The organism is Pseudomonas sp. NPDC086566, assembly GCF_050280885.1.
In the GTDB taxonomy this organism is placed as follows: domain Bacteria; phylum Pseudomonadota; class Gammaproteobacteria; order Pseudomonadales; family Pseudomonadaceae; genus Aquipseudomonas; species Aquipseudomonas vlassakiae.
This window is the reverse complement of sequence record NZ_JBNNWD010000002.1, coordinates 617,070-641,349: the sequence shown is the minus strand read 5'-3', so window position 1 is coordinate 641,349 and position 24,280 is coordinate 617,070. Positions and strand designations below refer to the sequence as shown.

At 63.2% G+C, this 24,280-nt stretch carries 24 protein-coding genes; 7 read left to right on the top strand and 17 right to left on the bottom strand.

The window, feature by feature from the left end; all coding sequences use genetic code 11:
• Positions 1–28 precede the first annotated feature (28 nt).
• The 4 genes from ACQKPS_RS07125 to ACQKPS_RS07110 all read left to right on the top strand — a co-directional run bounded on the left by ACQKPS_RS07125 (position 29) and on the right by ACQKPS_RS07110 (position 2,980).
• Positions 29–811, top strand: a complete 783-nt coding sequence (locus ACQKPS_RS07125; RefSeq protein ID WP_254481645.1) for an SDR family NAD(P)-dependent oxidoreductase — start codon at positions 29–31, stop codon at positions 809–811.
• A gap of 62 nt (positions 812–873) precedes the next feature.
• Complete coding sequence (locus tag ACQKPS_RS07120; protein WP_254481646.1) at positions 874–1,212, top strand: histidine triad nucleotide-binding protein; 339 nt, start codon at positions 874–876, stop codon at positions 1,210–1,212.
• A 66-nt stretch (positions 1,213–1,278) separates the two neighbouring features.
• Positions 1,279–1,926, top strand: a complete 648-nt coding sequence (gene coq7, locus ACQKPS_RS07115; protein ID WP_283725000.1) for a 2-polyprenyl-3-methyl-6-methoxy-1,4-benzoquinone monooxygenase — start codon at positions 1,279–1,281, stop codon at positions 1,924–1,926.
• Between the two features lie 13 nt (positions 1,927–1,939).
• The gene (locus ACQKPS_RS07110; protein ID WP_427603334.1) at positions 1,940–2,980 is read left to right on the top strand and encodes a DUF2157 domain-containing protein; all 1,041 of its coding nucleotides are present in this window, start codon (positions 1,940–1,942) and stop codon (positions 2,978–2,980) included.
• Positions 2,981–3,092: 112 nt separating this feature from the next.
• Here the strand turns inward: ACQKPS_RS07110 and ACQKPS_RS07105 are convergent, their stop codons facing one another.
• Positions 3,093–3,515 (bottom strand): OsmC family protein, encoded by a 423-nt coding sequence (locus ACQKPS_RS07105; protein ID WP_004376171.1) that lies wholly within the window; start codon positions 3,513–3,515, stop codon positions 3,093–3,095.
• A gap of 189 nt (positions 3,516–3,704) precedes the next feature.
• On the opposite strand from ACQKPS_RS07105, the gene crp reads away from it, so the two are divergent.
• Positions 3,705–4,349, top strand: coding sequence for a cAMP-activated global transcriptional regulator CRP (crp, locus tag ACQKPS_RS07100; RefSeq protein WP_254481650.1), 645 nt, complete (start codon positions 3,705–3,707; stop codon positions 4,347–4,349).
• Here the strand turns inward: crp and ACQKPS_RS07095 are convergent.
• The 4 genes from ACQKPS_RS07095 to ACQKPS_RS07080 all read right to left on the bottom strand — a co-directional run bounded on the left by ACQKPS_RS07095 (position 4,346) and on the right by ACQKPS_RS07080 (position 7,637).
• Positions 4,346–5,050: a lipoate--protein ligase family protein gene (locus tag ACQKPS_RS07095; RefSeq protein WP_254481651.1), complete on the bottom strand. Its 705-nt coding sequence runs from the start codon at positions 5,048–5,050 to the stop codon at positions 4,346–4,348. The genes crp and ACQKPS_RS07095 overlap by 4 nt on opposite strands.
• Before the next feature lie 104 nt (positions 5,051–5,154).
• Positions 5,155–5,988 carry an indole-3-glycerol phosphate synthase TrpC gene (gene trpC, locus ACQKPS_RS07090; RefSeq protein ID WP_427603331.1) on the bottom strand — a complete coding sequence of 278 codons (834 nt, stop codon included), beginning with the start codon at positions 5,986–5,988 and terminating at the stop codon, positions 5,155–5,157.
• A complete protein-coding gene (gene trpD / locus ACQKPS_RS07085; RefSeq protein ID WP_254481653.1) occupies positions 5,985–7,034 on the bottom strand; it encodes an anthranilate phosphoribosyltransferase in 1,050 nt (349 codons plus the stop codon). The genes trpC and trpD overlap by 4 nt, the downstream gene beginning before the upstream one ends.
• Before the next feature lie 9 nt (positions 7,035–7,043).
• Positions 7,044–7,637, bottom strand: coding sequence for an aminodeoxychorismate/anthranilate synthase component II (locus ACQKPS_RS07080; protein WP_283725003.1), 594 nt, complete (start codon positions 7,635–7,637; stop codon positions 7,044–7,046).
• 374 nt (positions 7,638–8,011) lie between these two features.
• Here ACQKPS_RS07080 and estP point away from each other — a divergent pair, with 374 nt between their 5' ends.
• On the top strand, positions 8,012–9,892 hold the full coding sequence (gene estP / locus ACQKPS_RS07075; protein ID WP_427603328.1) for an esterase EstP: 1,881 nt from the start codon (positions 8,012–8,014) through the stop codon (positions 9,890–9,892).
• Between the two features lie 133 nt (positions 9,893–10,025).
• On the opposite strand, the gene trpE is transcribed toward estP, so the two are convergent.
• The 9 genes from trpE to ACQKPS_RS07030 all read right to left on the bottom strand — a co-directional run bounded on the left by trpE (position 10,026) and on the right by ACQKPS_RS07030 (position 20,689).
• Complete coding sequence (gene trpE / locus ACQKPS_RS07070; RefSeq protein ID WP_254481656.1) at positions 10,026–11,507, bottom strand: anthranilate synthase component I; 1,482 nt, start codon at positions 11,505–11,507, stop codon at positions 10,026–10,028.
• A 70-nt stretch (positions 11,508–11,577) separates the two neighbouring features.
• On the bottom strand, positions 11,578–12,396 hold the full coding sequence (locus ACQKPS_RS07065) for a phosphoglycolate phosphatase (RefSeq protein WP_176506087.1): 819 nt from the start codon (positions 12,394–12,396) through the stop codon (positions 11,578–11,580).
• Entirely contained in the window at positions 12,393–13,067 is a 675-nt protein-coding gene (rpe, locus tag ACQKPS_RS07060; protein WP_027917448.1) for a ribulose-phosphate 3-epimerase, read from the bottom strand. Before rpe ends, ACQKPS_RS07065 begins: the two co-directional genes overlap by 4 nt.
• Before the next feature lie 107 nt (positions 13,068–13,174).
• Positions 13,175–14,002: an ABC transporter permease gene (locus tag ACQKPS_RS07055; protein WP_254481657.1), complete on the bottom strand. Its 828-nt coding sequence runs from the start codon at positions 14,000–14,002 to the stop codon at positions 13,175–13,177.
• Positions 14,003–14,013: 11 nt separating this feature from the next.
• Positions 14,014–15,261, bottom strand: a complete 1,248-nt coding sequence (locus tag ACQKPS_RS07050; RefSeq protein WP_254481658.1) for an ABC transporter permease — start codon at positions 15,259–15,261, stop codon at positions 14,014–14,016.
• A gap of 60 nt (positions 15,262–15,321) precedes the next feature.
• Positions 15,322–16,356 carry an ABC transporter substrate-binding protein gene (locus ACQKPS_RS07045; protein ID WP_176506085.1) on the bottom strand — a complete coding sequence of 345 codons (1,035 nt, stop codon included), beginning with the start codon at positions 16,354–16,356 and terminating at the stop codon, positions 15,322–15,324.
• A 40-nt stretch (positions 16,357–16,396) separates the two neighbouring features.
• Entirely contained in the window at positions 16,397–17,521 is a 1,125-nt protein-coding gene (locus ACQKPS_RS07040; protein ID WP_054885208.1) for an ABC transporter ATP-binding protein, read from the bottom strand.
• 140 nt (positions 17,522–17,661) lie between these two features.
• A complete protein-coding gene (locus ACQKPS_RS07035) occupies positions 17,662–18,291 on the bottom strand; it encodes a response regulator (RefSeq protein ID WP_254481659.1) in 630 nt (209 codons plus the stop codon).
• 10 nt (positions 18,292–18,301) lie between these two features.
• Entirely contained in the window at positions 18,302–20,689 is a 2,388-nt protein-coding gene (locus tag ACQKPS_RS07030; protein ID WP_427603323.1) for a PAS domain-containing sensor histidine kinase, read from the bottom strand.
• Between the two features lie 95 nt (positions 20,690–20,784).
• On the opposite strand from ACQKPS_RS07030, the gene ACQKPS_RS07025 reads away from it, so the two are divergent.
• Positions 20,785–21,783, top strand: coding sequence for an alpha/beta hydrolase family protein (locus tag ACQKPS_RS07025; protein ID WP_254481661.1), 999 nt, complete (start codon positions 20,785–20,787; stop codon positions 21,781–21,783).
• A gap of 31 nt (positions 21,784–21,814) precedes the next feature.
• Here ACQKPS_RS07025 and ACQKPS_RS07020 read toward each other — a convergent pair whose 3' ends face one another.
• From ACQKPS_RS07020 to ACQKPS_RS07010, 3 genes are read right to left on the bottom strand one after another with little or no spacing between them, the layout of a single operon-like run.
• Complete coding sequence (locus tag ACQKPS_RS07020; RefSeq protein WP_254481662.1) at positions 21,815–22,579, bottom strand: TerB family tellurite resistance protein; 765 nt, start codon at positions 22,577–22,579, stop codon at positions 21,815–21,817.
• Between the two features lies 1 nt (position 22,580).
• On the bottom strand, positions 22,581–23,252 hold the full coding sequence (murU, locus tag ACQKPS_RS07015; protein WP_313203283.1) for an N-acetylmuramate alpha-1-phosphate uridylyltransferase MurU: 672 nt from the start codon (positions 23,250–23,252) through the stop codon (positions 22,581–22,583).
• Positions 23,249–24,268: an aminoglycoside phosphotransferase family protein gene (locus tag ACQKPS_RS07010; protein ID WP_254481664.1), complete on the bottom strand. Its 1,020-nt coding sequence runs from the start codon at positions 24,266–24,268 to the stop codon at positions 23,249–23,251. The genes murU and ACQKPS_RS07010 overlap by 4 nt, the downstream gene beginning before the upstream one ends.
• Between the last annotated feature and the right edge of the window lie 12 nt (positions 24,269–24,280).

Below are 24,280 nucleotides of genomic sequence, written 5' to 3'. Positions count from 1 at the left end.
CGCCCTCTTCAGCCCCCAGGAGCCCTGCATGACCCGTTACGCCATGATTACCGGAGCTTCCAGCGGCCTGGGCCTGGCCCTGGCGGAAGCACTGGCGCGGCGTGGGCGCAACCTGATCCTGGTGGCACGCCATCGAGAAACGTTGGAGCCGATAGCGCTCGAGCTGGCCCAACGCTTCGGCGTCGAGGTTCTGCTGCGCGCCTGTGATCTCAGCCAACCCCTGCGGCTGTCCGGTTTCGTGCTGGAACTGGAAGAGGGCGAGCGACGCATCGACCTGTTGGCCAACTGCGCAGGCCAGCGGACCTATGGCCCGTTTCTGGCCCACGAATGGGCCGACGAGCAAGACTTGCTGGAAGTCAACATCCTTGCCCTGAGCCGACTGTGCCACGCCATCGGCAACCTGATGGCCGTGCAAGGTGGCGGGCAGATCCTCAACGTCGCCGGCCTGGCCGCCATGGCACCGGGACCGGGCATGGCCACCTATGCCGCCAGCAAGGCCTATGTGATGCACTTCAGCGAAGCGCTGCGCGAAGAGCTCAAGCCTGCAGGCATCAAGGTATCGGTGCTTTGCCCCGGCCCGGTACGCTCGTCGCGCCGGCGCATCCCCCGGCTTGAAGGCAACAGCCGATGCCTGAGCCCTGAAGAAGTGGCGTTGTACACGGTGCGCGCATTGGCGAAAAATCGCGCAGTGATCATGCCGGTACGGCGTAATCGCTGGCTGGCCTTCGCTCCGCGCCTGCTGCCGCGCTGGCTGACGCGCAAGCTGGCAGGCTTCATCCATCGCCGTTACTGCCCGGTTGGCATGGAATAGCCACTGGGCGAGTGACGCCCGGCTGAGTACACTCGGCCGACACTCACCATGGAGCAAGTGCTGTGGAAGATCTATTCATCAAGATCATCAACCGGGAGATCCCGGCGAAGATCATTTACGAGGACGACCAGGTTCTGGCGTTCCATGACATCGCGCCGCAGGCGCCGGTGCATTTTCTGGTCATCCCGAAGAAGCACATCCGTACCCTCAATGACCTGACCGAAGAGGACAAGGGCCTGGCCGGCCACATCCTGTTTACCGCCCAGCGCCTGGCCAAGGAACTGGGCTGCGAGGATGGCTTCCGCGTGGTCATGAACTGCAACGAGCAAGGCGGCCAGACCGTCTATCACATCCACATGCACGTGCTTGGCCAGCGCCAGATGAACTGGCCGCCGGGCTGACCCAAGGCAAGCTCATCCCGGGCGATTGAGGTAAACTGTCGGGCATCACTTCAGCGGAGGTGCCCGATGGCTACCGAACGTCACTACTCGCCGCTCGACCGCTTGTTGCTGCAGGCCGATACCGCCATGCGCACCTTGCTCCCCTTCAGCGGCCAACCCTCCCGCCCCTCGCCGGCGATCATCCAGCCTGACGCGGAACTGGATGACAACCAGACCCGCCACATTGCCGGGCTGATGCGCATCAACCATACCGGGGAAGTCTGCGCCCAGGCGTTGTATCAGGGCCAGGCCCTGACCGCCAAGCTGCCGCAAGTGCGCAAGGCCATGGAACATGCTGCCGAAGAAGAAGTCGACCACCTGGCCTGGTGCGAACAACGTATCCGCCAACTGGGCAGCCACCCGAGCGTGCTCAACCCGCTGTTCTACGGCATGTCATTCGGCATTGGCGCTCTCGCCGGCCTGGTCAGCGACAAAGTCAGCCTGGGTTTCGTCGCCGCTACCGAGCATCAGGTCTGCAAGCACCTGGACGAACACCTGGAACAGCTGCCGCAGGAAGACGAAAAATCCCGCGCCATCCTCGAGCAGATGCGCATGGATGAAGAGCAGCACGCCGAATCTGCGCTTGAAGCCGGCGGCTACCGCTTCCCGATGCCGGTGCGTTTCGGCATGAGCCTGCTGGCCAAGGTCATGACCAAAAGTACCTACCGCATCTGACAAGGACACACGCATGAGGGACCGTATCGACGCCAAGGACCTGGCGCGCGCCGTGCAAGCCGGCATTCTCCAGCCTGGCCAGGACCAGGCCTTGCTGGCGTTCCTGCGCCAGCAAACGCCAGCCCACGGCAGTTTCCAGCTTGCCCATGTCGCCTTCTACTTCGGCGCCCTGCTGATCATGGGGGCAATGGGCTGGCTGCTGACCGAAGCCTGGATGGCAATGGGTGACGGGGCCTTGCTGGCCATCGCCACGCTTTATGTCGTTCTGCTCACCTTGTTCGCCCTCAACCTGCAGGGGCGCAAGCAACCGGTTGCCGCCGGGGTACTGGCCGCCGTCGCGGTCAGCATCGTGCCGTTGGTCGTGTTCGCCATCGAACGCCTGACGGGTTGGTGGCCACTGGATGATGCGCAAGCGGACTATCACCAGTACTTCACCTACGTGCAGGGCGGCTGGCTGCTGATGGAGGCCGCCACCGTGGTCGCCGGGCTGCTCATGCTGCGCCTGATTCCCTACCCCTTCGTGGTGATGCCGATCGCCGTGGCCCTGTGGTTCATGTCGATGGACCTTAGCGAATGGGTGTATGGCTCGCCCTTCTCCTGGGAACAGCGGCGCACGGTGTCACTGTGGTTCGGGCTCGGCTTGCTCTTGGTATTCCTGATCGTCGACGGGCGAACCCGAGAGGACTATGCCCATTGGGGCTACCTGGCTGGCCTGGCGGCATTCTGGGGCGGGCTGACGATGATGGAAAGCGACAGTGAACTGGGCAAGGCGCTGTACTGCCTGATCAACCTGGGGTTGATGGGTGCAGCGGTGCTGTTGCGCCGGCCGGTGTTCATGGTGTTCGGCGCGCTTGGGGTGGCGGCGTATCTGGGGTATCTGTCTTACGAGGTGTTTGCCGACTCGCTGCTGTTCCCGGTGGTGCTGACTTTGATCGGGCTGGGGGTGATCGGCTTGGGATTGGGCTATCAGAAGCGGCGGGAGCGGTTGAGCCAAGCAGTCAGAAGCAGCTTGCCTGACTGGTTGCTCGCGGCGCTTCCAGCCCTGCGTGACTGACTGAAGATCCCCGCTTTCGCGACACAAGGCCGCTCCTACAGGAGATCGCGATCCCTTGTAGGAGCGGCCTTGTGTCGCGAAAGGGCTGCACAGCAGCCCCAAAATCTCGAACTCAGCCCAGTTCTACGATTTCATAGCCATGGGTGATTTCCACACCGGCACGTTCGAGCATGATCGACGCCGAGCAGTACTTCTCAGCCGATAGCTCTACCGCACGCTTGACTTGAGCCTCTTTCAGCCCTCGCCCTTTGACCACGAAGTTCATGTGGATCTTGGTGAACACCTTCGGGTCTTCACTGGCACGCTCGGCTTCCAGGAACGCTTCGCAGCTTTCCACCGCCTGACGCGACTTCTTCAGGATGCTCACCACGTCGAAGCTGCTACAGCCTCCAAGGCCGAGCAGGAGCATTTCCATCGGGCGCACGCCCAGGTTGCGGCCACCCGCCTCGGGCGGGCCGTCCATCACAACCACGTGGCCGCTGCCCGATTCACCGAGGAACATCGCCTCACCGGCCCACTGGATGCGTGCCTTCATCTGTCCGTACTCCTGGATTCGCAAAAGGGTGTCAGCTTAAGCCTTGTATGCCTGTCGGAAAAGCTCAATGCGAGTCGCTTTAGTGTCAAAACTTCTAGCGCTGTCTGATAAGCTGGCGCCAATTGACTGGCGCATTGCGTCAGACAAGGTCTAGAAGAGCCTATGCCTCGCCTCGAACAGGATTTCGTGATGGTTGCCTCCGCCCTACCCGCCAAGATCAAGAACATCGACAAACTGCTGGTTCATTGCCAGCGCCGCCGCTACACCGCCAAAAGCAATATCATCTGCGCAGGCGACCGTGCCGAAACGCTGTCGTTCATCATCAAGGGCTCGGTCACCATCCTGATCGAAGACGACGAAGGTCACGAGATGATCATCGCCTACCTCAACAATGGCGACTTCTTTGGCGAACTGGGGCTGTTCGAACCGGTCGGTGGCGAACAACAGCGCAGCGCTTGGGTGCGGGCCAAGACCGAGTGCGAAGTCGCCGAGATCAGCTACGAAAAGTTTCGCGAACTGGCCCGCCAGGACCCGGAGATTCTCTACGCCTTGGGCAGCCAGATGGCCCAGCGCCTGCGCAACACCACACGAAAGGTTGGCGACCTGGCCTTCTTTGACGTCACCGGTCGCGTGGCCCGCTGCCTGCTCGACCTGTGCAAGCAACCGGATGCCATGACCCACCCGGACGGTATGCAGATCAAGATAACCCGACAGGAAATCGGCCGCATCGTCGGTTGCTCGCGTGAGATGGTCGGCCGCGTCCTCAAGGACCTCGAAGAGCGCAGCCTGGTACAGGTCAAGGGCAAGACCATGGTGGTCTACGGCACCCGTTAGTCTCTGGGAATGGCTGCCAACACGTCGTCATAGGCCAGGGACAGGCGCTCGAACCAGGGTGCCTCAGGCGCCACTTCGTGCAAGGCGATATGGCTGTCGGCGCGGCAGCGTTGCTCCAGGTCGCAGCACTCATTGAAGCGGTTGACCGCTGCGATCATCGACTCGCGCTCGTTGTCCAGCAGCAGCGCACCATGCACCAGCACCACCGGGCGTTTGCCACCCAGACCCTGGCGCCAGCGCTGGGCCGTACCGACCAGCTTGCGGCCATTGAGGTTCACGTTATAACGGCCATCGCAGAAAGCACCGTCGATCTCGCCCACCGAAGCGACGCCCCCCCACTCGCGCAACACATCGCACAAGGGCAGACAAAGGCGCTCGTAGGCGCTTTCAATACGGCCATGGTCGCCTTCGCTGCGCGGGGCCACGTAGACCAGCGCAATGTTTACCGTGGCGTGCGACTGCGGCACTGGCTCGCCGCCCGTTTCACGCAGCAGGATCGGCCAGCCGGCAATCGCCAGCTCGGCACAAGCGGCTTCGAAATTTTCCAGCCGGCTCATGCGCCGGGGCATGACCAGGGCGTGGTCGGTGGGGCGCCAGAACAGCACGCCGCAATCGCGCTCGCCTCGGCAAACGGCAGCCAATAGCTCCTGCTCGGCTTGCAGGCCTTGTTCGACAGTCAGGGCCAGGGGTTGATCGGTCATTGATCCACCTATGATGTTGGTTTCACCGACCTTTTACGGGCACGTCCGCGAAGAGGCCGGAACAGGCATACAAAAAAGCCGGCATAAAGCCGGCTTGGTTTCAATCAGTCCAGAGCCTGAACGGTCTTCTTCACCTGATCCGGGAAGAACAACCGCTGCAGTTCCAGCCCTGGCTGCGGGGCGCGCATGAACGCCTCACCAACCAGGAACGAGTACACCTCGTTGATTTCCATCAGCTCGACATCGGCGCGGTTGAGAATACCGCTCTCGGTAACCACCAGGCGGTCACGTGGAATGCGCGGCAGCAAGTCGAGGGTGGCTTCCAGGCTGACCTCGAAGGTGTGCAGGTTACGGTTGTTCACACCCACCAGCGGCGTATCGAGGTGCTTCAACGCACGCTCCAGTTCATCGCTGTCATGCACTTCGACCAGCACGTCGAGGCCGACGTCCTTGGCCACCGAGGCCAGCTCGAGCATTTTCACATCATCCAGCGCCGATACGATCAGCAGCACGCAGTCAGCACCCAGGGCTCGGGCCTCGACGATCTGGTAGGGGTCGACCATGAAGTCCTTGCGGATCACCGGCAGAGAAACCGCGGCGCGGGCCTGCTGCAGGTACTCGTCAGCGCCCTGGAAGTAATCCACATCGGTCAGCACCGAGAGGCAGGTCGCCCCGCCCTTTTCGTAGCTGACGGCGATGTCCGCCGGCACGAAGTCTTCGCGGATCACGCCTTTGCTCGGCGACGCCTTCTTGATTTCGGCGATTACCGCTGGCTGCTTGCGCTTGGCCTGCTCAACAAGTGCATTGGCAAAGCCACGTGGGGCATCCGCTGCCTTGGCCTTGCGCTCCAGCTCGGCAAGGCTGACGCGCGCGCTGCGCTCGGCCACTTCCTGGAACTTGCGGGCGATGATCTTTTCCAGCACCGTCGGCACACTCATGCTTCGTTCTCCACCTTGAATACTGCAGTAAAGGCGCCCAGTTCCTGCAGTTTCTCCCAGGCCAGCCCGGTGTGCAGTACGTCGTGGGCCAGTTCCACGCCAGCCTTCAGGCTCATGGCATGGTCAGCGGCATACAGTGCCGCGCCGGCATTGAGCACGATCATTTCGGCGGCCTTCTGGCCGTTTTCAGTCTTGCGCCGGCTCAGGGCATCGCGGATCAGCTCCAGCGAGGCCTGCGGCGTCTCGACAGCCAAGCCGTGCAGGCTCTGGCTTTTCATGCCGAGGTCTTCGGGTTCGACCCAATACTCGGTGATCTCGTCATTCTTCAGCTCGGCGACAAAGGTTGGCGCAGCCAGGCTGAACTCGTCCAGGCCATCCTTCGAATGCACCACCAGCACATGCTTGCTGCCCAGGCGCTGCAGTACTTCGGCCAACGGGCGGCATAGCGCCTGGGTGAACACGCCGACCACCTGGTGCTTCACACCGGCCGGATTCGTAAGCGGGCCGAGCATGTTGAACAGGGTACGCAGACCCAGATCGCGACGCGGGCCAGCGGCATATTTCATGGCACTGTGATGGCTCTGGGCGAACATGAAACCGATACCCAAGCTGTCGATGCAGCGAGCGACCTGGGTCGGGGTCAGGTTCAAGTAGATACCGGCGGCTTCCAGCAGGTCGGCGCTGCCGCTCTTGCCTGACACGGCCCGGTTGCCATGCTTGGCCACGCTGCAGCCGGCAGCGGCGAGGACAAACGACGAGGCGGTGGAAACGTTGAAGATGTTGGCGCCATCACCGCCGGTACCGACGATATCCACTACGCCGTCGAGACTTTTCAGTTCGACTTTGTCGGCCAGCTCGCGCATCACCGAGACCGCACCGACGATCTCGTCAATGCTCTCGCTCTTCATGCGCATGCCCATCAGGAAGGCACCGATCTGCGCCTCGCTGCACTGGCCGGTCATGATCTGGCGCATGACGTCGCGCATTTCATCGGTGCTGAGGTCCAGATGACCGACGATGCGGCCCAACGCGCTCTTGATATCCATGATCAATCCTTAGCGGCGGCCGCCGGTCTGCTTGAGGAAGTTGGCGAACAGCTCGTGGCCCTGCTCGGTGAGGATGGACTCGGGGTGGAACTGTACCCCTTCGATGTTCAAGGTCTTGTGGCGCAGGCCCATGATCTCGTCGACCGAACCGTCTTCATGGGCAGTCCAGGCGGTGACTTCCAGGCAATCCGGCAGGGTTTCGCGCTTGACCACCAGGGAGTGGTAGCGGGTCACCGTGAGCGGATTATTGAGCCCGGCGAACACGCCGAGGTCGCGATGGTGCACCGGGCTGGTCTTGCCATGCATGACCTGACGGGCGCGCACCACATCCCCGCCAAAGGCCTGGCCGATGGACTGGTGGCCAAGGCACACGCCAAGGATCGGCAACTTGCCGGCAAAGTGCAGGATGGCTTCGATGGACACGCCCGCTTCGCTCGGCGTGCACGGGCCAGGGGAGACGACGATGCGCTCGGGCTTGAGGGCTTCGATCTCGGCGATGGTCATTTCGTCATTGCGAATGACCTTGACCTCGGCACCCAGCTCGCCAAGGTACTGAACGACGTTGTAAGTGAATGAGTCGTAATTGTCGATCATCAGTAACATCGGGCTAAACCTCTTGAATCTACTGACTTCAAAAAACGAACCTTCCTACACAACCGCAGGCACGGTTTGGCCACGAAGGGCAGTCGCTAAACGGACAGGAAGGTAAACGGGGACGGGCCGGACGAACCGGCAGGAGATAAAGTCAGGCGCGCCAACGCCAACGGGCGTGGGCCTTGATAACGCGCATCAAGAGTTTGCTGACGATCAACACAGGATAGGTCTCGCTCATACTTGCAGGCACAGTAGCCTACCGGGGCGGCTGGCGCAATATGCCCGTAAACACGGGGAAACGAATGGACTTGGGAGGGATGCAAAGCGATTTGCTAAGGTCGAGCAGCTACTCCTCATAAAAACAATGAAAAGGATGTTCAACGATGCGAAAAGCCCCCCTGATACGCTTTACCCTCGCCTCGCTGGCCTTGGCCTGCAGCCAGGCCTTCGCCGCGCCTTCGCCCTACTCCACATTGGTCGTGTTTGGTGACAGCCTCAGTGATGCCGGGCAGTTTTTCGGCGCGCGCTTTACCAACCGCGATGCCTACGGCAACTATGCCCCGGTATCGCCGATGATCCTGGGCGGTCGGCTGGGCGTGAACCCGGCAGAGCTCGGCCCCTCCACCTCCCCCGTCAACCCAGCGCTGGGGATTGCCGATGGCAACAACTGGGCGGTCGGCGGCTACACCACCCAGCAGATCCTGGACTCAATCACCAGCACGTCCGAGACGATCATCCCGCCAGGTCGCCTTGGTGCCGGACTGGTTCTGCGGGAAAAACCGGGCTACCTGGCCAACGGCCTGCGTGCCGATCCCAATGCGCTGTACTACCTGAGCGGTGGCGGCAACGACTTTCTGCAAGGGCTGGTGAACAGCCCGGCCGATGCCATAGCCGCCGGCGGCCGCCTGGCCGCCAGTGCCCAGGCTCTGCAGCAAGGCGGGGCTCGCTACATCATGGTCTGGCTGCTGCCTGACCTCGGACAGACCCCAAACTTCAGCGGCACGCCCCAGCAAAACCCGCTGTCGCTGCTTTCCGGTGCGTTCAACCAGTCGCTGCTCAGCCAACTGCGGCAGATCGATGCCGAAATCATCCCGCTGAACATTCCCGTGCTGCTGGGCGAGGCCCTGGCCAACCCCGGTCAGTTCGGCCTGGCCACCGGCCAGAACCTGGTTGGCACCTGCTACAGCGGCGAAGGATGCCTGGGAAACCCGATATACGGTGTAAATGGCACAACGCCAGATCCGACCAAATTGCTGTTCAATGACGCGGTACACCCGACCATTGCCGGCCAGCAATTGATTGCCGACTACGCCTACTCGATCATTTCTGCCCCTTGGGAACTGACGCTATTGCCGGAAATGGCCCACGCCAGCTTGCGTGCGCAACAGGACGAACTGCGCAATCAGTGGCAAGCCCCTTGGCAGGCCGTCGGCCAATGGCAAGCTTTCGTCAGCACCGGTGGCCAGGACCTGGACTTCGATGACCAGCGCAGTGCTGCCAGCGCTGACGGACACGGCTACAACCTGACATTAGGTGGCAGTTACCGCCTCAACGACGCGTGGCGCCTGGGCCTTGCCGGTGGTGTATACCGGCAGAAGCTGGAGGCCGGTGAACAGGACTCGGACTACAAGCTCGACAGCTACCTGGCCAGCGCCTTCGCCCAGTTCCGCCAGGACCGCTGGTGGGCCGATGCCGCGTTGAGCGCGGGCCATCTGGACTACCACGACCTCAAGCGCACCTTCGCACTTGGCGTCAACGACCGCAGTGAAAAGGGCGACACCGATGGCGAGGCTTGGGCCGTCACCGCTCGCGTGGGCTACAACCTTGCCGCCGACAGTAGCCGTTGGCAGCTGGCGCCGTTCATCAGCGCCGACTATGCACGTGTGAAGGTCGATGGTTATGACGAGAAGAGCGGACGCTCGACGGCGCTGAGCTTTGATGATCAAGAGCGGACTTCGCGGCGTTTGGGCGTTGGGCTGCTAGGCAGCGTGCAGGTGATGCCGGGCACCCGGCTGTTTGCCGAGGTGGCGCAGGAGCATGAATTCGAGGATGACCAGCAGGCTATGACCATGCACCTGACGACGCTGCCGGCAAATGACTTCACGCTGACCGGGTATACGCCGCACAGTGATTTGACCCGGGCTAGCCTGGGAGTGAGCCATGAACTGGTGGCGGGGGTGAACCTGCGTGGGAACTACAACTGGCGCAAAAGTGATGAGTTGACTCAGCAGGGGGTGAGCCTGGGGGTCAGCATTGACTTCTGAATCGTCGGGGCCGCTTTGCGGCCCTTTCGCGGCTGAAGCCGCTCCTACAGGGACTGCCCATACCTCGAAACCTGTGCAATACCTGTAGGAGCGGCTTTAGCCGCGAAAGGGCTGCAAAGCAGCCCCAACTAGCTTATTTAGCAGTAGTCTGCTCAGCCAGCGCCACCGCTCGGAACATCGCCCGGCGCTTGTTGATGGTCTCTTCCCACTCCAGTGCCGGCACCGAGTCGGCAACGATGCCACCACCGGCCTGCACATGCAGTTCGCCGTCCTTGATCACCGCTGTACGGATGGCAATCGCGGTATCCATGTTGCCATTCCAGGCGAAGTAACCAACCGCACCACCGTAGACGCCACGCTTGACCGGCTCGAGTTCGTCGATGATTTCCATCGCGCGAATCTTCGGTGCGCCCGACAGAGTACCCGCCGGCAGGATTGCCCGCAGCGCATCCATCGCAGTCAACCCTTCACGCAATTGACCGGTCACGTTGGACACGATGTGCATGACGTTCGAGTAACGCTCAATCACCATCTTCTCGGTCAGTCGCACGCTACCGGTGGACGAGACCCTGCCCACATCATTGCGGCCAAGGTCGATCAGCATCAGGTGCTCGGCGATCTCTTTCTCGTCCGACAGCAGGTCGTCTTCCAGCGCACGGTCCGCTTCTTCGGTAGCCCCACGCGGGCGGGTACCGGCGATCGGGCGCACGGTGACCAGGTTGTCTTCCACGCGCACCAGTACTTCCGGTGAGCTGCCGACCACATGGAAATCGCCGAAGTTGAAGAAGTACATGTACGGCGTCGGGTTGAAGCAGCGCAGCGCGCGGTACAGGTCGATCGGCGCAGCCTTGAAGTCGATCGACATGCGCTGCGACGGCACGACCTGCATGCAGTCCCCGGCCAGGATGTATTCCTTGATCCGGCCCACCGCGTTCTCGTAATCGTCACGGGTGTAGCTGGAGCGGAACGCCGGTTCGGCAGCCATAGGGCCGCTCAAGTCCAGGCCGCGACGCGGGGTGATGGGCTGGCGCAGTGTTTCCAGCAGGCCTTGCAGGCGTGCCTGGCCTTGCTCGAAGGCCTGCTCTTGCGCCGGGTCAACCAGCACGATGGCGTGCATCTTGCCCGCCAGGTTGTCGAACACCACCACCGCGTCGGAAACCATCAGCAGAATATCCGGCACGCCCAGCGGGTCCGGGTTCGGGCTGGCACCCAGGCGCTTCTCGACATAGCGCACACAGTCATAGCCAAAGTAGCCGACCAGGCCACCGTTGAAGCGCGGCAGGCCAGGAATGTCAGCGACCTTGTAACGGTCCTTGAAGCTTTCGACGAAGGCCAGCGGGTCCTCGACATCGTGGCTTTCCACCTCCACGCCATCCTGCAGGATGCTCACGTGGTAGCCATGCACGCGCATGACGGTGCGCGACGGCAGGCCGATCATCGAGTAACGGCCCCACTTCTCACCGCCCTGCACAGACTCGAGCAGGTAGGAGTTGGCCTGGTCGGCCAGCTTCAGGTAGATCGACAGCGGCGTGTCGAAGTCGGCCAGGGTTTCACAGGCCAAAGGGATGCGGTTGTAGCCGGTAGCGGCCAGGCGCAGGAATTCTTCGCGGGTCATGGGTAGCCTCGTGGCGTGCAGCAATAGGGTCGGGCAAGCGGACGGGCCGGCAGGCGCCGGCGGGCATGAGTCAGGCGCGCCAGCGCCAACGGGCCAGGGCCTTGATGACTTTCATCCAGAATTTGCCAGTGACCGCCACGGTGGACTCTCTGTCTTGGGAGGCTTGAAGGTCCGCCAACGTTATCCCAGTGGCCGGGTCTGCGCAACCAGGCAGCAGAGCGCGCAGGTCGTCGACCACCAGGCTGGGGGATTCCTCGGTGATCGGCCGGCCATGGTTGTAGCCGTAGGTGAGCCCCACACATTGCACCCCGGCCGCTTTGGCCGCCAGCACATCGCTGCGCGAGTCGCCGACGAACAGCGACTGCTGCGGGCTGACACCGGCCATCTGCATGACGAACAGCAGCGCCGCCGGGTCGGGCTTCTTCTGCGGCAAGGTATCGCCACCGATAATCCAGCGGAAGTAGCGGCCAATCTTCATCTGGTCCAGCAACGGTGCGACAAAGCGCTCCGGCTTGTTGGTGATCAGCGCCATTTCCACGCCCTGCTTCTGCAGCCAGCGCAGGGTGTCTTTCACACCGGGGTAGAGCACGGTGAGCTCATGGTGTTCGGCGTATGCGTCCATGAACAGCGCCAGGCCCTTTTCAGCCAGCGCATCGTCCACATCTTCATGCTCGATGCCACCGGCCAGCGCGCGGCGCACCAGTATCTGGGCGCCGTTACCAACCCAGTGGCGCACCGCCTCAAGACCCGCTGGCGGGCGCCCCAGTTCGAGCAGCATGCGATCCACAGCGGCAGCCAGGTCGGGTACCGAGTCGATCAGAGTACCGTCCAGATCGAACATCACCAGCCTGGGCAGCGTCCCCGGGAACAGCTGCTCGAAGCCACTCATGGGCGGGCCTGGGCCAGTTCGGCACGCATCTTGGCGATGACTTCCTGATAGTCCGGAGCATTGAAGATCGCCGAGCCGGCTACGAAGGTGTCAGCGCCAGCGGCGGCGATTTCACGGATGTTGTTGACGTTGACGCCGCCGTCGATCTCCAGGCGGATGTCGCGGCCGCTGGCATCGATCAGCGCACGCGCTTCGCGCAGCTTGTCGAGGGTGCCAGGGATGAACTTCTGCCCGCCGAAGCCTGGGTTGACGCTCATCAACAGGACCATGTCGACTTTGTCCATGACGTACTTCAGGGCATCCAGGCTGGTGGCCGGGTTGAACACCAGGCCGGCCTTGCAGCCGCCGTCCTTGATCAGTTGCAGCGAGCGGTCGATGTGCTGCGACGCTTCCGGGTGGAAGGTGATGTAGGTGGCACCCGCTTCGATGAAATCGCCGATGATGCGGTCGACCGGGCTGACCATCAGGTGCACGTCGATCGGCGCGGTCACGCCGTATTTGCGCAGTGCGGTGCAGACCATCGGGCCGATGGTCAGGTTGGGGACGTAGTGGTTGTCCATGACATCGAAGTGGACGATGTCGGCACCTGCGGCCAGAACCTTGTCGACGTCCTCGCCCAGACGGGCGAAATCGGCAGAGAGAATGGAGGGGGCAATAGCGTAGGGCTGCATGGCGCACCTGTTGGCAGAATCACGGTAGCGCGCATTGTAACCGTTTTAGCCTGTGCTGGCCTCTTCGCGGCTTCAGCCGCGAAGAGGCCGGCGCAGACAATAAATCATCAGGCAGGTTGTTGAGTCCTGAGCTTCTCGCTACGCCCGCGCAACCACTCCAGGGTCAGCAGCAGCACCACCGAAAAGGCAATCAACAGGGTCGCCGCCGCCGCAATGGTCGGGCTGAGGTTCTCGCGAATGCCGCTGAACATCTGCCGCGGCAGGGTCGCCTGCTCCGGTCCGGCGAGGAACAGCGTCACCACCACTTCGTCGAACGACGTGGCAAAGGCAAACAGTGCCCCCGAGATCACGCCAGGGGCGATCAGCGGCAAGGTTACCCGACGGAAGGTCAGCAGCGGCGATGCGCCGAGGCTGGCCGCCGCGCGTACCAGGTTGTAGTTGAAGCCCTGCAAGGTCGCCGACACGGTGATGATGACGAACGGCACCCCCAGCACTGCGTGCACCAGGATCAGCGAGATGAAGCTGTTGCCCAGTCCCAGCGGAGCGAAGAACAGGTAGCTGGCCACGCCGATGATCACCACCGGTACCACCATCGGCGAAATCACCAGCGCCATCACCAGCGACTTGCCCGGGAAATCGCCACGGGTCAGGCCGATCGACGCCAGGGTGCCAAACACCATGGCCAGTACCGTGGCCGCTGGGGCGACGATGATGCTGTTCTTCAATGCCCGCATCCACTCGGCGGAGGCGAAGAAGTCGTGGTACCACTGCAGCGAAAAGCCTTGCAGTGGGTAGACCAGGAAACTGCCACTATTGAACGACAACGGCACGATCACCAGTACCGGCAACACCAGGAACAGCAGGATCAGGCCGCAGAGGACGCGCAGGGTGTAGAACCAGACCCGTTCGACGGGCGACATGTAGGGGCTCAGCATCTCAAGGCTCCTCAGCTCAGGCGCAGGCGGCTGGCGCCGACCAGCCAGCTATAGATCAGGTACAGCAGCACGGTCGCCAGCAGCAACAAGCCACCCAGGGCCGTGGCCATGCCCCAGTTGATGCTGGTGTTGGTATAGAAGGCGACGAAGTAGCTGACCATCTGGTCGTTCGGGCTGCCGAGCAGCGCCGGGGTGATGTAGTAGCCGATGGCCAGGATGAACACCAGCAGGCAGCCGGCGCCTACACCGGCGTAGGTCTGCGGGAAGTACACCCGCCAGAAGCTGGCAAACGGGTGGCAGCCCAGCGAGATCGCCGCACGCATGTAGCTCGGCGAAATACCTTTCATCACGCTGTACAGTGGCAGGATCATGAACGGCAGCAGGATGTGCACCATCGAGATGTACACGCCGGTGCGGTTGAACACCAGTTCCAGTGGCTGGTCGATGATGCCCATCGCCATCAGCGCACTGTTGATCAAACCGCCGGACTGCAGCAGCACGATCCACGCAGCGACCCGCACCAGGATCGAGGTCCAGAACGGCAGCAGCACCAGGATCATCAGCAGGTTGCTCTGCCGGGTCGGCAGGTTGGCCAGCAGGTAGGCCAGCGGATAGGCCAGCACCAGGCAGATGGCGGTGATCACCACACCCATCCACAGGGTGCGGGCAAAGATATCCAGGTAGATGGCCTGGTCGGGGGTGGCTTTGGCCAGCTCGCCAAGATCATCGATGCGGTGGTCGAGCGACGCCAGCAGATAGAACGAGGTCAGCGAGCTGGTATTGCGGCGAATCGCCTGCCAGTAGGCCGGGTCGCCCCAACGCTCGTCGAGTGCCTGCAAGGCATCCTTGTATGAGGCAGGCTCAGCCTTGAACGGCAGCGCCCGTGCGGTTTTCGCCAGCAGGCTGCGGTAGCCGGCCAGCTCCATGTTCAGGCGCTTGGAGAGGTCGCCCAGGGTCTGGTTCTTGCGCGATTCGGCCAGGTCCTGGCTCAGCGCCTTGTAGACGTCTTCGCCGGGCAGGCTCTTGCCGTCCCACTGGCTGATCACCTCGACCGTGCGCGGCAGGCCGCCGACCACTTCCGGGTTGCCGACGCTCTTGTACAGCAGCGCCGCGATCGGCACCAGGAACACCAGCAGGAGAAACAGCGCCAGCGGCGCGATCAACGCCTGCGCCTTCCAGCGGTTGACCCGCTCGGCATGCTTGAGGCGCTGCTTGAGACTTGGACCTGCGCCTTCGTTGAGGGGCACTGCAATGGCCATGGCGAACTCCGCGATACAGGCTGAAATTGGGGCCGCAGCGCGGCCCCGCTTCCCGATTTCTTACTTCTTCGCCGCCCAGGCGTTGAAGCGTTGCTCCAGCTGCTCGCTGTTGTCGGCCCAGAAGGCCACGTCGATCTGCACCTGGTTGGCGATGTTCTCAGGCGTGGTCGGCATGTCCTTCTTCACCGCATCGGCCAGCAGCGGGACGGCCTTGGAATTGGCCGGGCCGTAGGCGATGTTCTCGGAGTAGGTCTTTTGCTGCTCGGGCTGCACGGTGTAGGCGATGAACTTCTTCGCCTCCTCCACATCCTTGGCGCCTTTGGGGATCGCCCAGGCATCGAAGTCGTAGATGCCGCCGTTCCACACTACCTTGAGGTTGCTCTCTTTCTGCACGGCGGCGATGCGGCCGTTGTAGGCCGAGCTCATGACCACGTCACCCGAGGCCAGGTACTGTGGCGGCTGGGCGCCCGCTTCCCACCACTGGATGCTCGGCTTGAGCTCGTCGAGCTTCTTGAAGGCGCGGTCCACGCCCTCCTTGGTGCCCAGCACCTGATACACATCCTTCGGCGCAACGCCGTCAGCCATCAGGGCGAACTCAAGGGTGTACTTGGCGCCCTTGCGCAGGCCACGCTTGCCCGGGAATTTCTTGGTGTCCCAGAAATCGGCCCAGCTGGTCGGTGCGGTCTTGAGCTTGTCGGCGTTGTAGGCCAATACCGTGGACCATACGAAGAAGCCGACGCCGCATGGCTGGATGGCGCCCTTCACATAATCGGACTGGTCACCGAACAGTGCCGGGTCGAGTTCTTCGAACATGCCCTCGTCGCAACCACGGGCCAACTCTGGCGACTCCACCTCCACCAGGTTCCACGACACGCTGTTGGTGTCGACCATGGCTTTGACCTTGGCCATTTCACCGTTGTACTCACCCGCGACGATCTTGCCCTTGCCGGCCTTTTCCCATGGCTCGTAGAACGCCTTGACCTGGGCCGCCTTGTTGGCACCGCCGAAGGAGACCACGGTCAGGTCCGCCGCCATGCTCTGGCCAGCGGCGCACAGGCCGAGGGCCAGGGCGGTCAGTTTCAACTGCTTGCGCATTATTATTCTCTCCACAGTGCAGGGTTGGTGAAGCAAACGATCAGTGGGCTTCGGCAATCGGATCGAGCGCGCGGGCGTGCTCCACCTCCCAGCCCAGGGGTACCACATCGCCCACGGCCAGCGCCGGGTCGAGCTCGGCGATCGGCTGTTTGACGAAGAAGTCGGCCTTGCCACAAACCTCCAGGCGCACCCGTACGTGGTCGCCCAGATAGATGAATTCGGCCACGCGGCCAGAGAAGCGGTTGACGCAGCTTTCGCTGTGGCCGTTGAGGCGCACGCGCTCGGGGCGTACCGAAAGGGTCACCGGCTCGCCGGCCTGGCCGACATTCACCGCCAGCGCCTCGACCCGCTCGCCACGGGCCAGCTGCACCTGGCAACGCTTGCCATCGCTGGCCAGCAGCGTGCCGTTGATGCGGTTGTTCTCGCCGATGAAGTTGGCGACGAAGGTGTTGCAGGGTTCTTCATAAAGGGTGCGCGGGTCGGCGATCTGCTGGATTTCGCCCTGGTGGAACACCGCCACGCGGTCGGACATGGTCAGTGCCTCACCCTGATCGTGGGTCACGTAGACCACGGTCACGCCCAGGCGCTGATGAATGTGCTTGATTTCCATCTGCATGTGTTCACGCAGCTGCTTGTCGAGGGCGCCCAGCGGTTCGTCCATCAATACCAGCTGTGGTTCGAACACCAGTGCCCGAGCCAATGCCACACGCTGCTGCTGACCACCGGAAAGCTGGCCGGGGTAGCGCTTGGCGAACGCATCGAGCTGGACCATGTTCAGCACCCGCTTGACCCGTTCGCTGATGTCGGTCTTGCTCAGGCCGCGCACGGTCAGCGGGAAGGCCAGGTTCTCGGCCACGGTCATGTGCGGGAACAGTGCGTAGTTCTGGAACACCATGCCGATGTCGCGCTTGTGCGGCGGCACGTTGTTGATCGAGCGCCCGGCCAGCTGGATTTCACCGGCGGTCGGGGTCTCGAAGCCGGCCAGCATCATCAGGCTGGTGGTCTTGCCCGAGCCGGAGGGGCCGAGCAGGGTGAGGAATTCACCCTTGCGAATGTCCAGGTTGAGGTTTTTGACGATCAGCGATTCGCCGTCGTAGCTCTTCTGCACACCACGGAAGCTGACCAGCGTCTCGCTGGTGGCAGCGTTCGAATTCGCCTCGCTCATGCCTGCACCTTCTTGTTGGAATGACTGCGTAGGCAAAAGAGTAGAAGAGCCGCCAGCGCCCGGAAATCGGCGCTGCTGAGAGAATGCCATCATCCCGCTGGAAGATTTGCTGTAGGGCGATCCCTACAAGGATGTCGCAATCAGACCAGTTTGTGCTCCATGGCGTACTTGACCAGCTCCGCCAGTGAATTGACCTTGAGCTTCTGCATCAGCCTGGCCTTGTGGGTGCTGATGGTTTTGCTCGACAGCGCCAGTTGCTGGGCGATGTCGTTGACGTTGGCGCCTTGGGCCAAGCGCTCGAACACCGAGAACTCGCGCTCTGACAACAGCGTGTGCAGTGGCCGGGTCTCGGTCAGGCCTACCTCGAAGACCATGCGGTCGGCCAGGGCCGGATCGATATAGCGCCCGCCGCCTGCCACCCGGCGAATCGCCGTGAGCAACAGGGCCGGGTCACTGTCCTTGGTCGCATAGCCAGCAGCGCCAGCTTTCAAGGCACGGGCAGCCATCTGCGCCTCATCGTGCATCGACAGCATCAGGATCGCCGGGGCATTGTGCAGCGCGCGAATTCGCGGGATCGCCTCCAGGCCATTGACCCCCGGCATGGAGATATCCAGCAACACCACCTCGCAAGGTGTATGGCGCAGGGTTTCGAGCAACTGCTCGCCGTTCCCGGCCTCCCCCGCCACCTGCATGTCTTTGGCCAGGCCAATCAACTGCTTGATGCCTTCGCGGACAATGGTGTGGTCTTCGGCCACCAGCACTCGAATCACGCTCGCTCTCCTACTCCAAGGGAATGGTCACGCTCAGGCTGGTGCCTTCGCCTGGTTCACTGTCCAGCGCCATGCTGCCGCCAAGCATCAGCACCCGTTCACGTACGCCGACCAGGCCGAACGAGGCCGGTCTGGGCTGGTCCCGGCAGAACCCGGTGCCATCGTCGCTGACGGTCATGCGCAGTTGCCCGTCCTCACGCACCAGCTCGATCTCCACGCTGTGCGCCTGCGCGTGGCGCATCACGTTGGTCAACGCCTCTTGCAGGATGCGGAACAGGCCGATGGCCTTGGCATCGCTCAATGCTGGCAGATTATCCGGTACCTGCACCAGACAGGGTATCTGCGTGCGCGCTTCGAAGCGCCGCGCCTGCCATTCGATGGCCGAGGCAATGCCCGCGTCGAGGATCGGTGGCCGCAGCGCAGTGGCGACGTCGCGCACCAACTGGAACAGCTGGGCGATCAGCCGCTTCATGCTGCCCAAGCGCTCATGCAGCGCAGGGTCCAGGTCGGCAAAAGCCAACTCGCACATCGATACTTCCAGTTTGAGCACGGTCAGCATCTGCCCCAGCTCGTCGTGAACTTCACGGGCGATGCGGGCCTTTTCTTCTTCGCGCACGCTCTCCAGGTGCGCCGATAGTTCACGTAGCTGTTCTTGCGATCGGGCCAGCGCCAGCTCGGCGCGCTTGCCTTGGGTAATGTCCCAGACGATACCGTCCCAGGCCACCCGGCCGTTAGGCAGGCGTCGGGCACTGGCCTTGATGTCGGCCCAGCGATGCTCGCCCTGGCGGGTGAGAATGCGCCCTTGCCACGACCAGTCCTGATCGCTGGCAATGGCCAGATCCTGCACCTGGTGATAGTCGGCCCGGTCGTCTGGGTGAACGAGATTGCGCAAGCCCATCAGCGGGTGCTGGATCTGCGCAGGCGTGTACCCCACCAGCGCCTCGCTGCCTTCGCTGATGTAGGGAAATTCCGGCTCACCTTCGGCCGGCGCCGGTTCAAGGCGGAACACCAGGCCCGGCACATTGCCGGCGATACCCTTGAGCCGCGCCTCGCTTTCGCGCAACGCGGCCAGGGCGCGATGGCGCTCGGTGACATCGGCGAGGTACACCACCAGGTATTCGGCATCGCGAAAACGCAGGAAACTGAGCGACAGTTCCACCGGGAGCAAGCTGCCATCGGCGCGCCGGCATTGGGTTTCGAATTGCCGGGCACCGCCATCGCCGGCGCGGGCCCCCTTCCACAGTTCGAGCCAGCGGTCCATGGTCAGGTTCGGCTCGAAGTCGCTCAGCGGACGCTCCAGCAACTCAGCCTCGGCATAGCCGAGCATGGCCTCCACTGCATGGTTGGCGTAGCGCACATGGCTGTCCCAGTTGACCCAGAGAATGCCCACCGTACTCTGGTCGATGGCGAACTGGCTAAGGCGCAGTGCCTCCTCGCGGCCCTGCCGCTCGGTCAGGCTTTCGCGCGTGGCCAACAGGCTACGCTCCAACTGACGTTGCTGCCGACGCTGCCACACCAGGGTGGCCACGGTACACAGCAGCAACATGCCGAACAGCAACGCCAGGTTCTGCCAGAAGCCCGGCGACTCGCTCAATCGCGGGTACTTAGGCTGCAACCAACGCTGGTGAAGTTGTTCCAGTTCCTTGGCAGGCATGGCCTGCAGCCCGCGTTCGAGCACTTCGGCGAGCATCGGCCAGTCGCGCCGCGAGCCCACCCGCAATAACTGGGGCAAACCTATATCGCCCACCACTACCAGCTCGGCGAACTCATTTTCGCGTGACAACCGACTCAGCTGAGCCTCATCCAGTACCGCGTAACTGGCCTGGCCGCCGACTACCCATTGCAACGCCTCGCGCTCGCTGGGCACGCCTTGCACGTTCAGGCCGCTGTAATTGCCGCGCAGATAGTCGGCAAGGGCGCTGGGCATGCGCACCGCGACGCGGGTTTGTGCATCGAGCTTCTCCAGTTCTACCGCCATTGCCCCTGTCCGCGGCCCCACCAGCAGTTGGGGTACCCGCATGTAAGGGTCGCTGAACAGCCACAGGCGCAAGCTGGCCGGGGTTTGCGTCAGCCCCGGGGCAAAATCGATTTCTCCCGCCTGCAAGGCATGTTCAAGGCTGGCCTGGTCAGTGAAGTTGCGCCAGGTCAGGTCCAGGCCCAGTGCTTGCCCCAACCCGTTCACCAACTCGACGTTGGCGCCGTAAAGCTGTTGCAGACGCCGGTCGAACTGCGCGTAGGGCGCCTGCAGCACCAGACCGACACGCAAGCTGCGATGGCTTTCGAGCCACTGCTGCTGGGCGGGCTCCAAGGTCACCGCTGGCGGCACTTGCGGCCGCGCCAACACGATCAAGGGCAGGCACAACCAGCCGATAACCAACAGGCGACGCAATCGCTTCATCTACACGCTCGTCTTGGCAAGGGCGGCCATGCAGCATGGCCGCCGCGGGCAAATACTATTAGGCTGCCGGTATCATTCTGGCCTTGGGTTGATTCATGTCCACACTTTATCGCACGACGCTGGCAATGTGCTGCCTGGCCTCGCTCCTGCCACTCGGCGCACTGGCCGCTGATGCGGCCAAACCTGAAGCTGCGACCGAGGCGCCCTCCGCCGAGGCGCCACGCCCGCCGCTGCTGGAGCGCAGCCAGGAGGACGCGCAAGCCCTGGAGCGCCTGGTACCAAAAGCCGAACAACAGACCCTGCAAGCCGGAGCGGACAGCTTCCTGGCTCTGTGGAAACCGGCCAACGTCGCTGATCCGCAAGGTGCCGTGATCATCGTGCCTGGCGCTGGCGAGAATGCCGACTGGCCCAATGCAGTCGGGCCGCTGCGGCGCAAGTTCCCGGATATCGGCTGGCACAGCCTGAGCGTGAGCCTGCCCGACCTGCTCGCCGACGCCCCGCAGGCGCGGGTAGAGGCCAAGCCAGCGCCAGTGCCTGAGCAGAAGACAGGCGAAAGTGCACCGGCCAAGGACACCCCCGCCGACGCCAACGCCAACGTCGCCCAGGCCACCGCCGCCGACGCCGATACCGCAGAAAGCACCGACGCCGTGCAAGCCAGCGAACAGAACGACGTGGCCGACGCCGAACGCATCTTCGCCCGCCTGGATGCTGCCGTAGCCTTTGCGCAACAGCACAATTCGCGCAGCATCGTGCTGATCGGCCACGGCAGCGGCGCCTATTGGGCAGCGCGCTACCTGAGCGAGAAGCAACCGCCGCAGGTGCAGAAACTGGTGATGGTGGCGGCACAGACACCGGCGCGGGTCGAGCACGATCTGGAAAGCCTGACGCCAACCCTCAAGGTGCCGACGGCCGACCTCTACTACGCCACCCGAACCGGCGACCGCAATGCGGCCGCGCAGCGCTTGCAGGCCAGCAAGCGGCAAAAGGACAGCCAGTACAAGCAGCTCTCGCTGATTGCCATGCCGGCGAACAAGGACGGCGAGCAGGAGCAACTGTTCCGCAGGGTTCGCGGCTGGATGAGCCCGCAACAGTAGTGTTTATGGCCAGGGGCGCTGTGCGCCCCTGCTAGAACCCCCGCCGCTTGCGCACGATGGCGTAGGCCTGATGCAGTTCGCGGGTTCGCTCGGTCGCTTCGCGCACTTGCGCCTCGCTTGCTCCGCTGCCTGCCAGCTTGTCTGGATGGTGTTTGCTGACCAGGCGCCGGTAAGCCTGCTTGACCTGGTCCCCTTCTGTGTCGGCCTCGATGCCCAGCAAGCGCAGCGCCGCCGCATAGTTCATTACCGCAGCTGACGCAGGCACCTTGCGCGGCTCGTACTCCAGCGACATCGCTTGCACCTGGCGACGGCTCAGGCCCAGCTTTTGCCCCCACTCCAGCAACAGCTCGCGCTCATGCCGCCCCGCCTTGCCGTCGGCCCAGGCCATGCGCCAGCAGGCACGCAAGGTACCCTCGGCAGCATGCGGCTGCAGCCGGATCCGGCGCAGGTGGCCAGACAACCGGTCCTTGCCAGCCTTGCCCCGGTTGAATGCGGCGATGGCCCGCAACCGCGCCGCCTCGGGCATATCCAGGCGGACCATTTCCTGCCGCGCCTGCTGAATGTGCTGCTCGGCCACACGGCCATCGCTCTTGGCCAGCCGCCCGAGCAAGACGAACAGCAACTCATCGTCTTGCAGGGCCGGGCGAGCCCCCAGGCGCTCGCACATGTCGTCCCAACCCTGCAAGCGCAGGCGTCGGTCCATCGCCTGGCCCAGCAAGGCACCGAGCAGCGCGCCAGGGATATTGGCGACCGCAAAGCCTGCGCCCAACCCGATTACCGTGCCTGGCCACCACATGTCAGGCGCGCTCGCCAATCAAGCGCTCGGCCTCGGCCAGGCGCTCAAGGGTACCGACATCCACCCAATGGCCAAGGTAGTGCTCGCCACTCACCTGGCCCGACGCCATAGCCTGACGCAACAACGGCGCCAACTTGAAGGCACCCGCCTGGCAGCCCTCGAACAACGCCGGGTGCAGCACAGAGAGCCCGCTGAACGTCAGCGTACCGGGGGCGTCGTCACCATCGATCACCCGATCCTCGCTCAGGCGGAAGTCACCACGCCCGTGATGGCCGGGGTTGTCGACAAGCACCAGGTGCGCCAGCCCGCGCAGCGGCGTGCGCAGTTGCGTGAAGTCGTAGTCGGTCCAGATATCGCCGTTGATCAGGGCAAAGGGCTCGTTCCCCAGCAATGGCAGGGCTTTGAAGATTCCGCCGCCGGTTTCCAGCGGCTCCCCTTCGGCCGAGTAGCGGATGCGCAGGCCGAACCGGCCACCATCGCCCAGATGATCTTCGATCTGCTGGCCAAGCCAGGCGTGGTTGATCACCACCTCGGTAAACCCGGCCGCCGCCAGCGCGCGCAGGTGATACTCGATCAGTGGCTGACCCGCGACTGGCACCAGCGGTTTGGGGGTATGCAGGGTCAGCGGGCGCATGCGCTCGCCTTTGCCTGCTGCAAGAATCATCGCCTTCATGCACGCGCTCCGGCTTGCAACTCGGCGATCAGCTGGCCCAGTTCGGCAAGCTCCGGGCGGCGGCTGACCACTTCATCTATATAGGCGAAGAATCGCGGGACGTCGGCCAGATAACGCGGTTTTCCGTCACGATGGCAGATTCGCGCGAAGATACCGATCACCTTGAGGTGACGCTGCACGCCCATCAGGTCACTGGCGCGCTGGAAATCGTCGAACACCGGCTGCACCGGAATACCGGCGGCTCGCGCCTGCTCCCAATAGCTGTGCAACCAGGCTTCGACCTGCGCCTGCGGCCAGCTGAGGAAAGCGTCCTTGAACAGGCAGGTGATGTCGTAGGTGACCGGGCCATAAACTGCGTCCTGGAAGTCCAGCACACCTGGGTTCGGGGTGCTCTGCATCAGGTTGCGAGGCATGTAGTCACGGTGCACAAGCACCTTGGGCTGGGCCAGGGCGCTGTCGATCAGCAGTTGGCTGATGCGCTGCCAGCTGGCTTTCTGCGCGTCAGTGAAGGCCAGGCCAAGCTCACGGCCCACGTACCACTCCGGGAACAGTTCGACTTCGCGGCGCAGCAAGGCGTCATCGTAGCTGGGCAATGGCGCGTCCATTGGCAGGCGCTGGAAGGCCAGCAGCGCGTCAATCGCATCGGCAAACAGGCCATCGGCGTTGTCGGCCTGAATGATGTCCAGGTATGTCTGATGGCCCAGATCACCCAGCAACAGGAAGCCGCGCTCCAGATCCTGCGCGTGGATCTGCGGCACGTGCACGCCTGCACTGGCCAGCAGATGGTCAATGGCGACGAATGGTCGGCAGTTTTCCTGCGGAGGTGGCGCGTCCATGATCACGAAACTGTGGCCTGCACCCTGCCAGCGGAAGTAACGGCGGAAGCTGGCGTCGCTGCTGGCTGCGGTCAGGCTGCCCTCGGGCACCTCGCCCCAGGCGTTGCTGCGGAATAGTTGATCGAGCTGCTCATGGAGCCAGACAGTCAGTTGTTGCAGGCGTACATCGTGTTCAGGCATTACAAGGGTCTC

What these genes read in the sequence shown, in the direction of transcription:
- ACQKPS_RS07065 (WP_176506087.1), bottom strand. Translation starts at nt 12,396, where the DNA reads ATGAGTGGCTTCGAGCAGCTGTTCCCGGGGACGCTGCCCAGGCTGGTG.
- ACQKPS_RS07050 (WP_254481658.1), bottom strand. Translation starts at nt 15,261, where the DNA reads ATGGCCATTGCAGTGCCCCTCAACGAAGGCGCAGGTCCAAGTCTCAAG.
- trpE (WP_254481656.1), bottom strand. Translation starts at nt 11,507, where the DNA reads ATGACCCGCGAAGAATTCCTGCGCCTGGCCGCTACCGGCTACAACCGC.
- ACQKPS_RS07040 (WP_054885208.1), bottom strand. Translation starts at nt 17,521, where the DNA reads ATGAGCGAGGCGAATTCGAACGCTGCCACCAGCGAGACGCTGGTCAGC.
- trpC (WP_427603331.1), bottom strand. Translation starts at nt 5,988, where the DNA reads ATGAGTGTGCCGACGGTGCTGGAAAAGATCATCGCCCGCAAGTTCCAG.
- ACQKPS_RS07095 (WP_254481651.1), bottom strand. Translation starts at nt 5,050, where the DNA reads ATGACCGATCAACCCCTGGCCCTGACTGTCGAACAAGGCCTGCAAGCC.
- ACQKPS_RS07110 (WP_427603334.1), top strand. Translation starts at nt 1,940, where the DNA reads ATGAGGGACCGTATCGACGCCAAGGACCTGGCGCGCGCCGTGCAAGCC.
- ACQKPS_RS07105 (WP_004376171.1), bottom strand. Translation starts at nt 3,515, where the DNA reads ATGAAGGCACGCATCCAGTGGGCCGGTGAGGCGATGTTCCTCGGTGAA.
- estP (WP_427603328.1), top strand. Translation starts at nt 8,012, where the DNA reads ATGCGAAAAGCCCCCCTGATACGCTTTACCCTCGCCTCGCTGGCCTTG.
- rpe (WP_027917448.1), bottom strand. Translation starts at nt 13,067, where the DNA reads ATGCAGCCCTACGCTATTGCCCCCTCCATTCTCTCTGCCGATTTCGCC.
- trpD (WP_254481653.1), bottom strand. Translation starts at nt 7,034, where the DNA reads ATGGATATCAAGAGCGCGTTGGGCCGCATCGTCGGTCATCTGGACCTC.
- ACQKPS_RS07025 (WP_254481661.1), top strand. Translation starts at nt 20,785, where the DNA reads ATGTCCACACTTTATCGCACGACGCTGGCAATGTGCTGCCTGGCCTCG.
- murU (WP_313203283.1), bottom strand. Translation starts at nt 23,252, where the DNA reads ATGAAGGCGATGATTCTTGCAGCAGGCAAAGGCGAGCGCATGCGCCCG.
- ACQKPS_RS07030 (WP_427603323.1), bottom strand. Translation starts at nt 20,689, where the DNA reads ATGAAGCGATTGCGTCGCCTGTTGGTTATCGGCTGGTTGTGCCTGCCC.
- coq7 (WP_283725000.1), top strand. Translation starts at nt 1,279, where the DNA reads ATGGCTACCGAACGTCACTACTCGCCGCTCGACCGCTTGTTGCTGCAG.
- ACQKPS_RS07020 (WP_254481662.1), bottom strand. Translation starts at nt 22,579, where the DNA reads ATGTGGTGGCCAGGCACGGTAATCGGGTTGGGCGCAGGCTTTGCGGTC.
- ACQKPS_RS07010 (WP_254481664.1), bottom strand. Translation starts at nt 24,268, where the DNA reads ATGCCTGAACACGATGTACGCCTGCAACAACTGACTGTCTGGCTCCAT.
- ACQKPS_RS07080 (WP_283725003.1), bottom strand. Translation starts at nt 7,637, where the DNA reads ATGTTACTGATGATCGACAATTACGACTCATTCACTTACAACGTCGTT.
- ACQKPS_RS07045 (WP_176506085.1), bottom strand. Translation starts at nt 16,356, where the DNA reads ATGCGCAAGCAGTTGAAACTGACCGCCCTGGCCCTCGGCCTGTGCGCC.
- ACQKPS_RS07125 (WP_254481645.1), top strand. Translation starts at nt 29, where the DNA reads ATGACCCGTTACGCCATGATTACCGGAGCTTCCAGCGGCCTGGGCCTG.
- crp (WP_254481650.1), top strand. Translation starts at nt 3,705, where the DNA reads ATGGTTGCCTCCGCCCTACCCGCCAAGATCAAGAACATCGACAAACTG.
- ACQKPS_RS07055 (WP_254481657.1), bottom strand. Translation starts at nt 14,002, where the DNA reads ATGCTGAGCCCCTACATGTCGCCCGTCGAACGGGTCTGGTTCTACACC.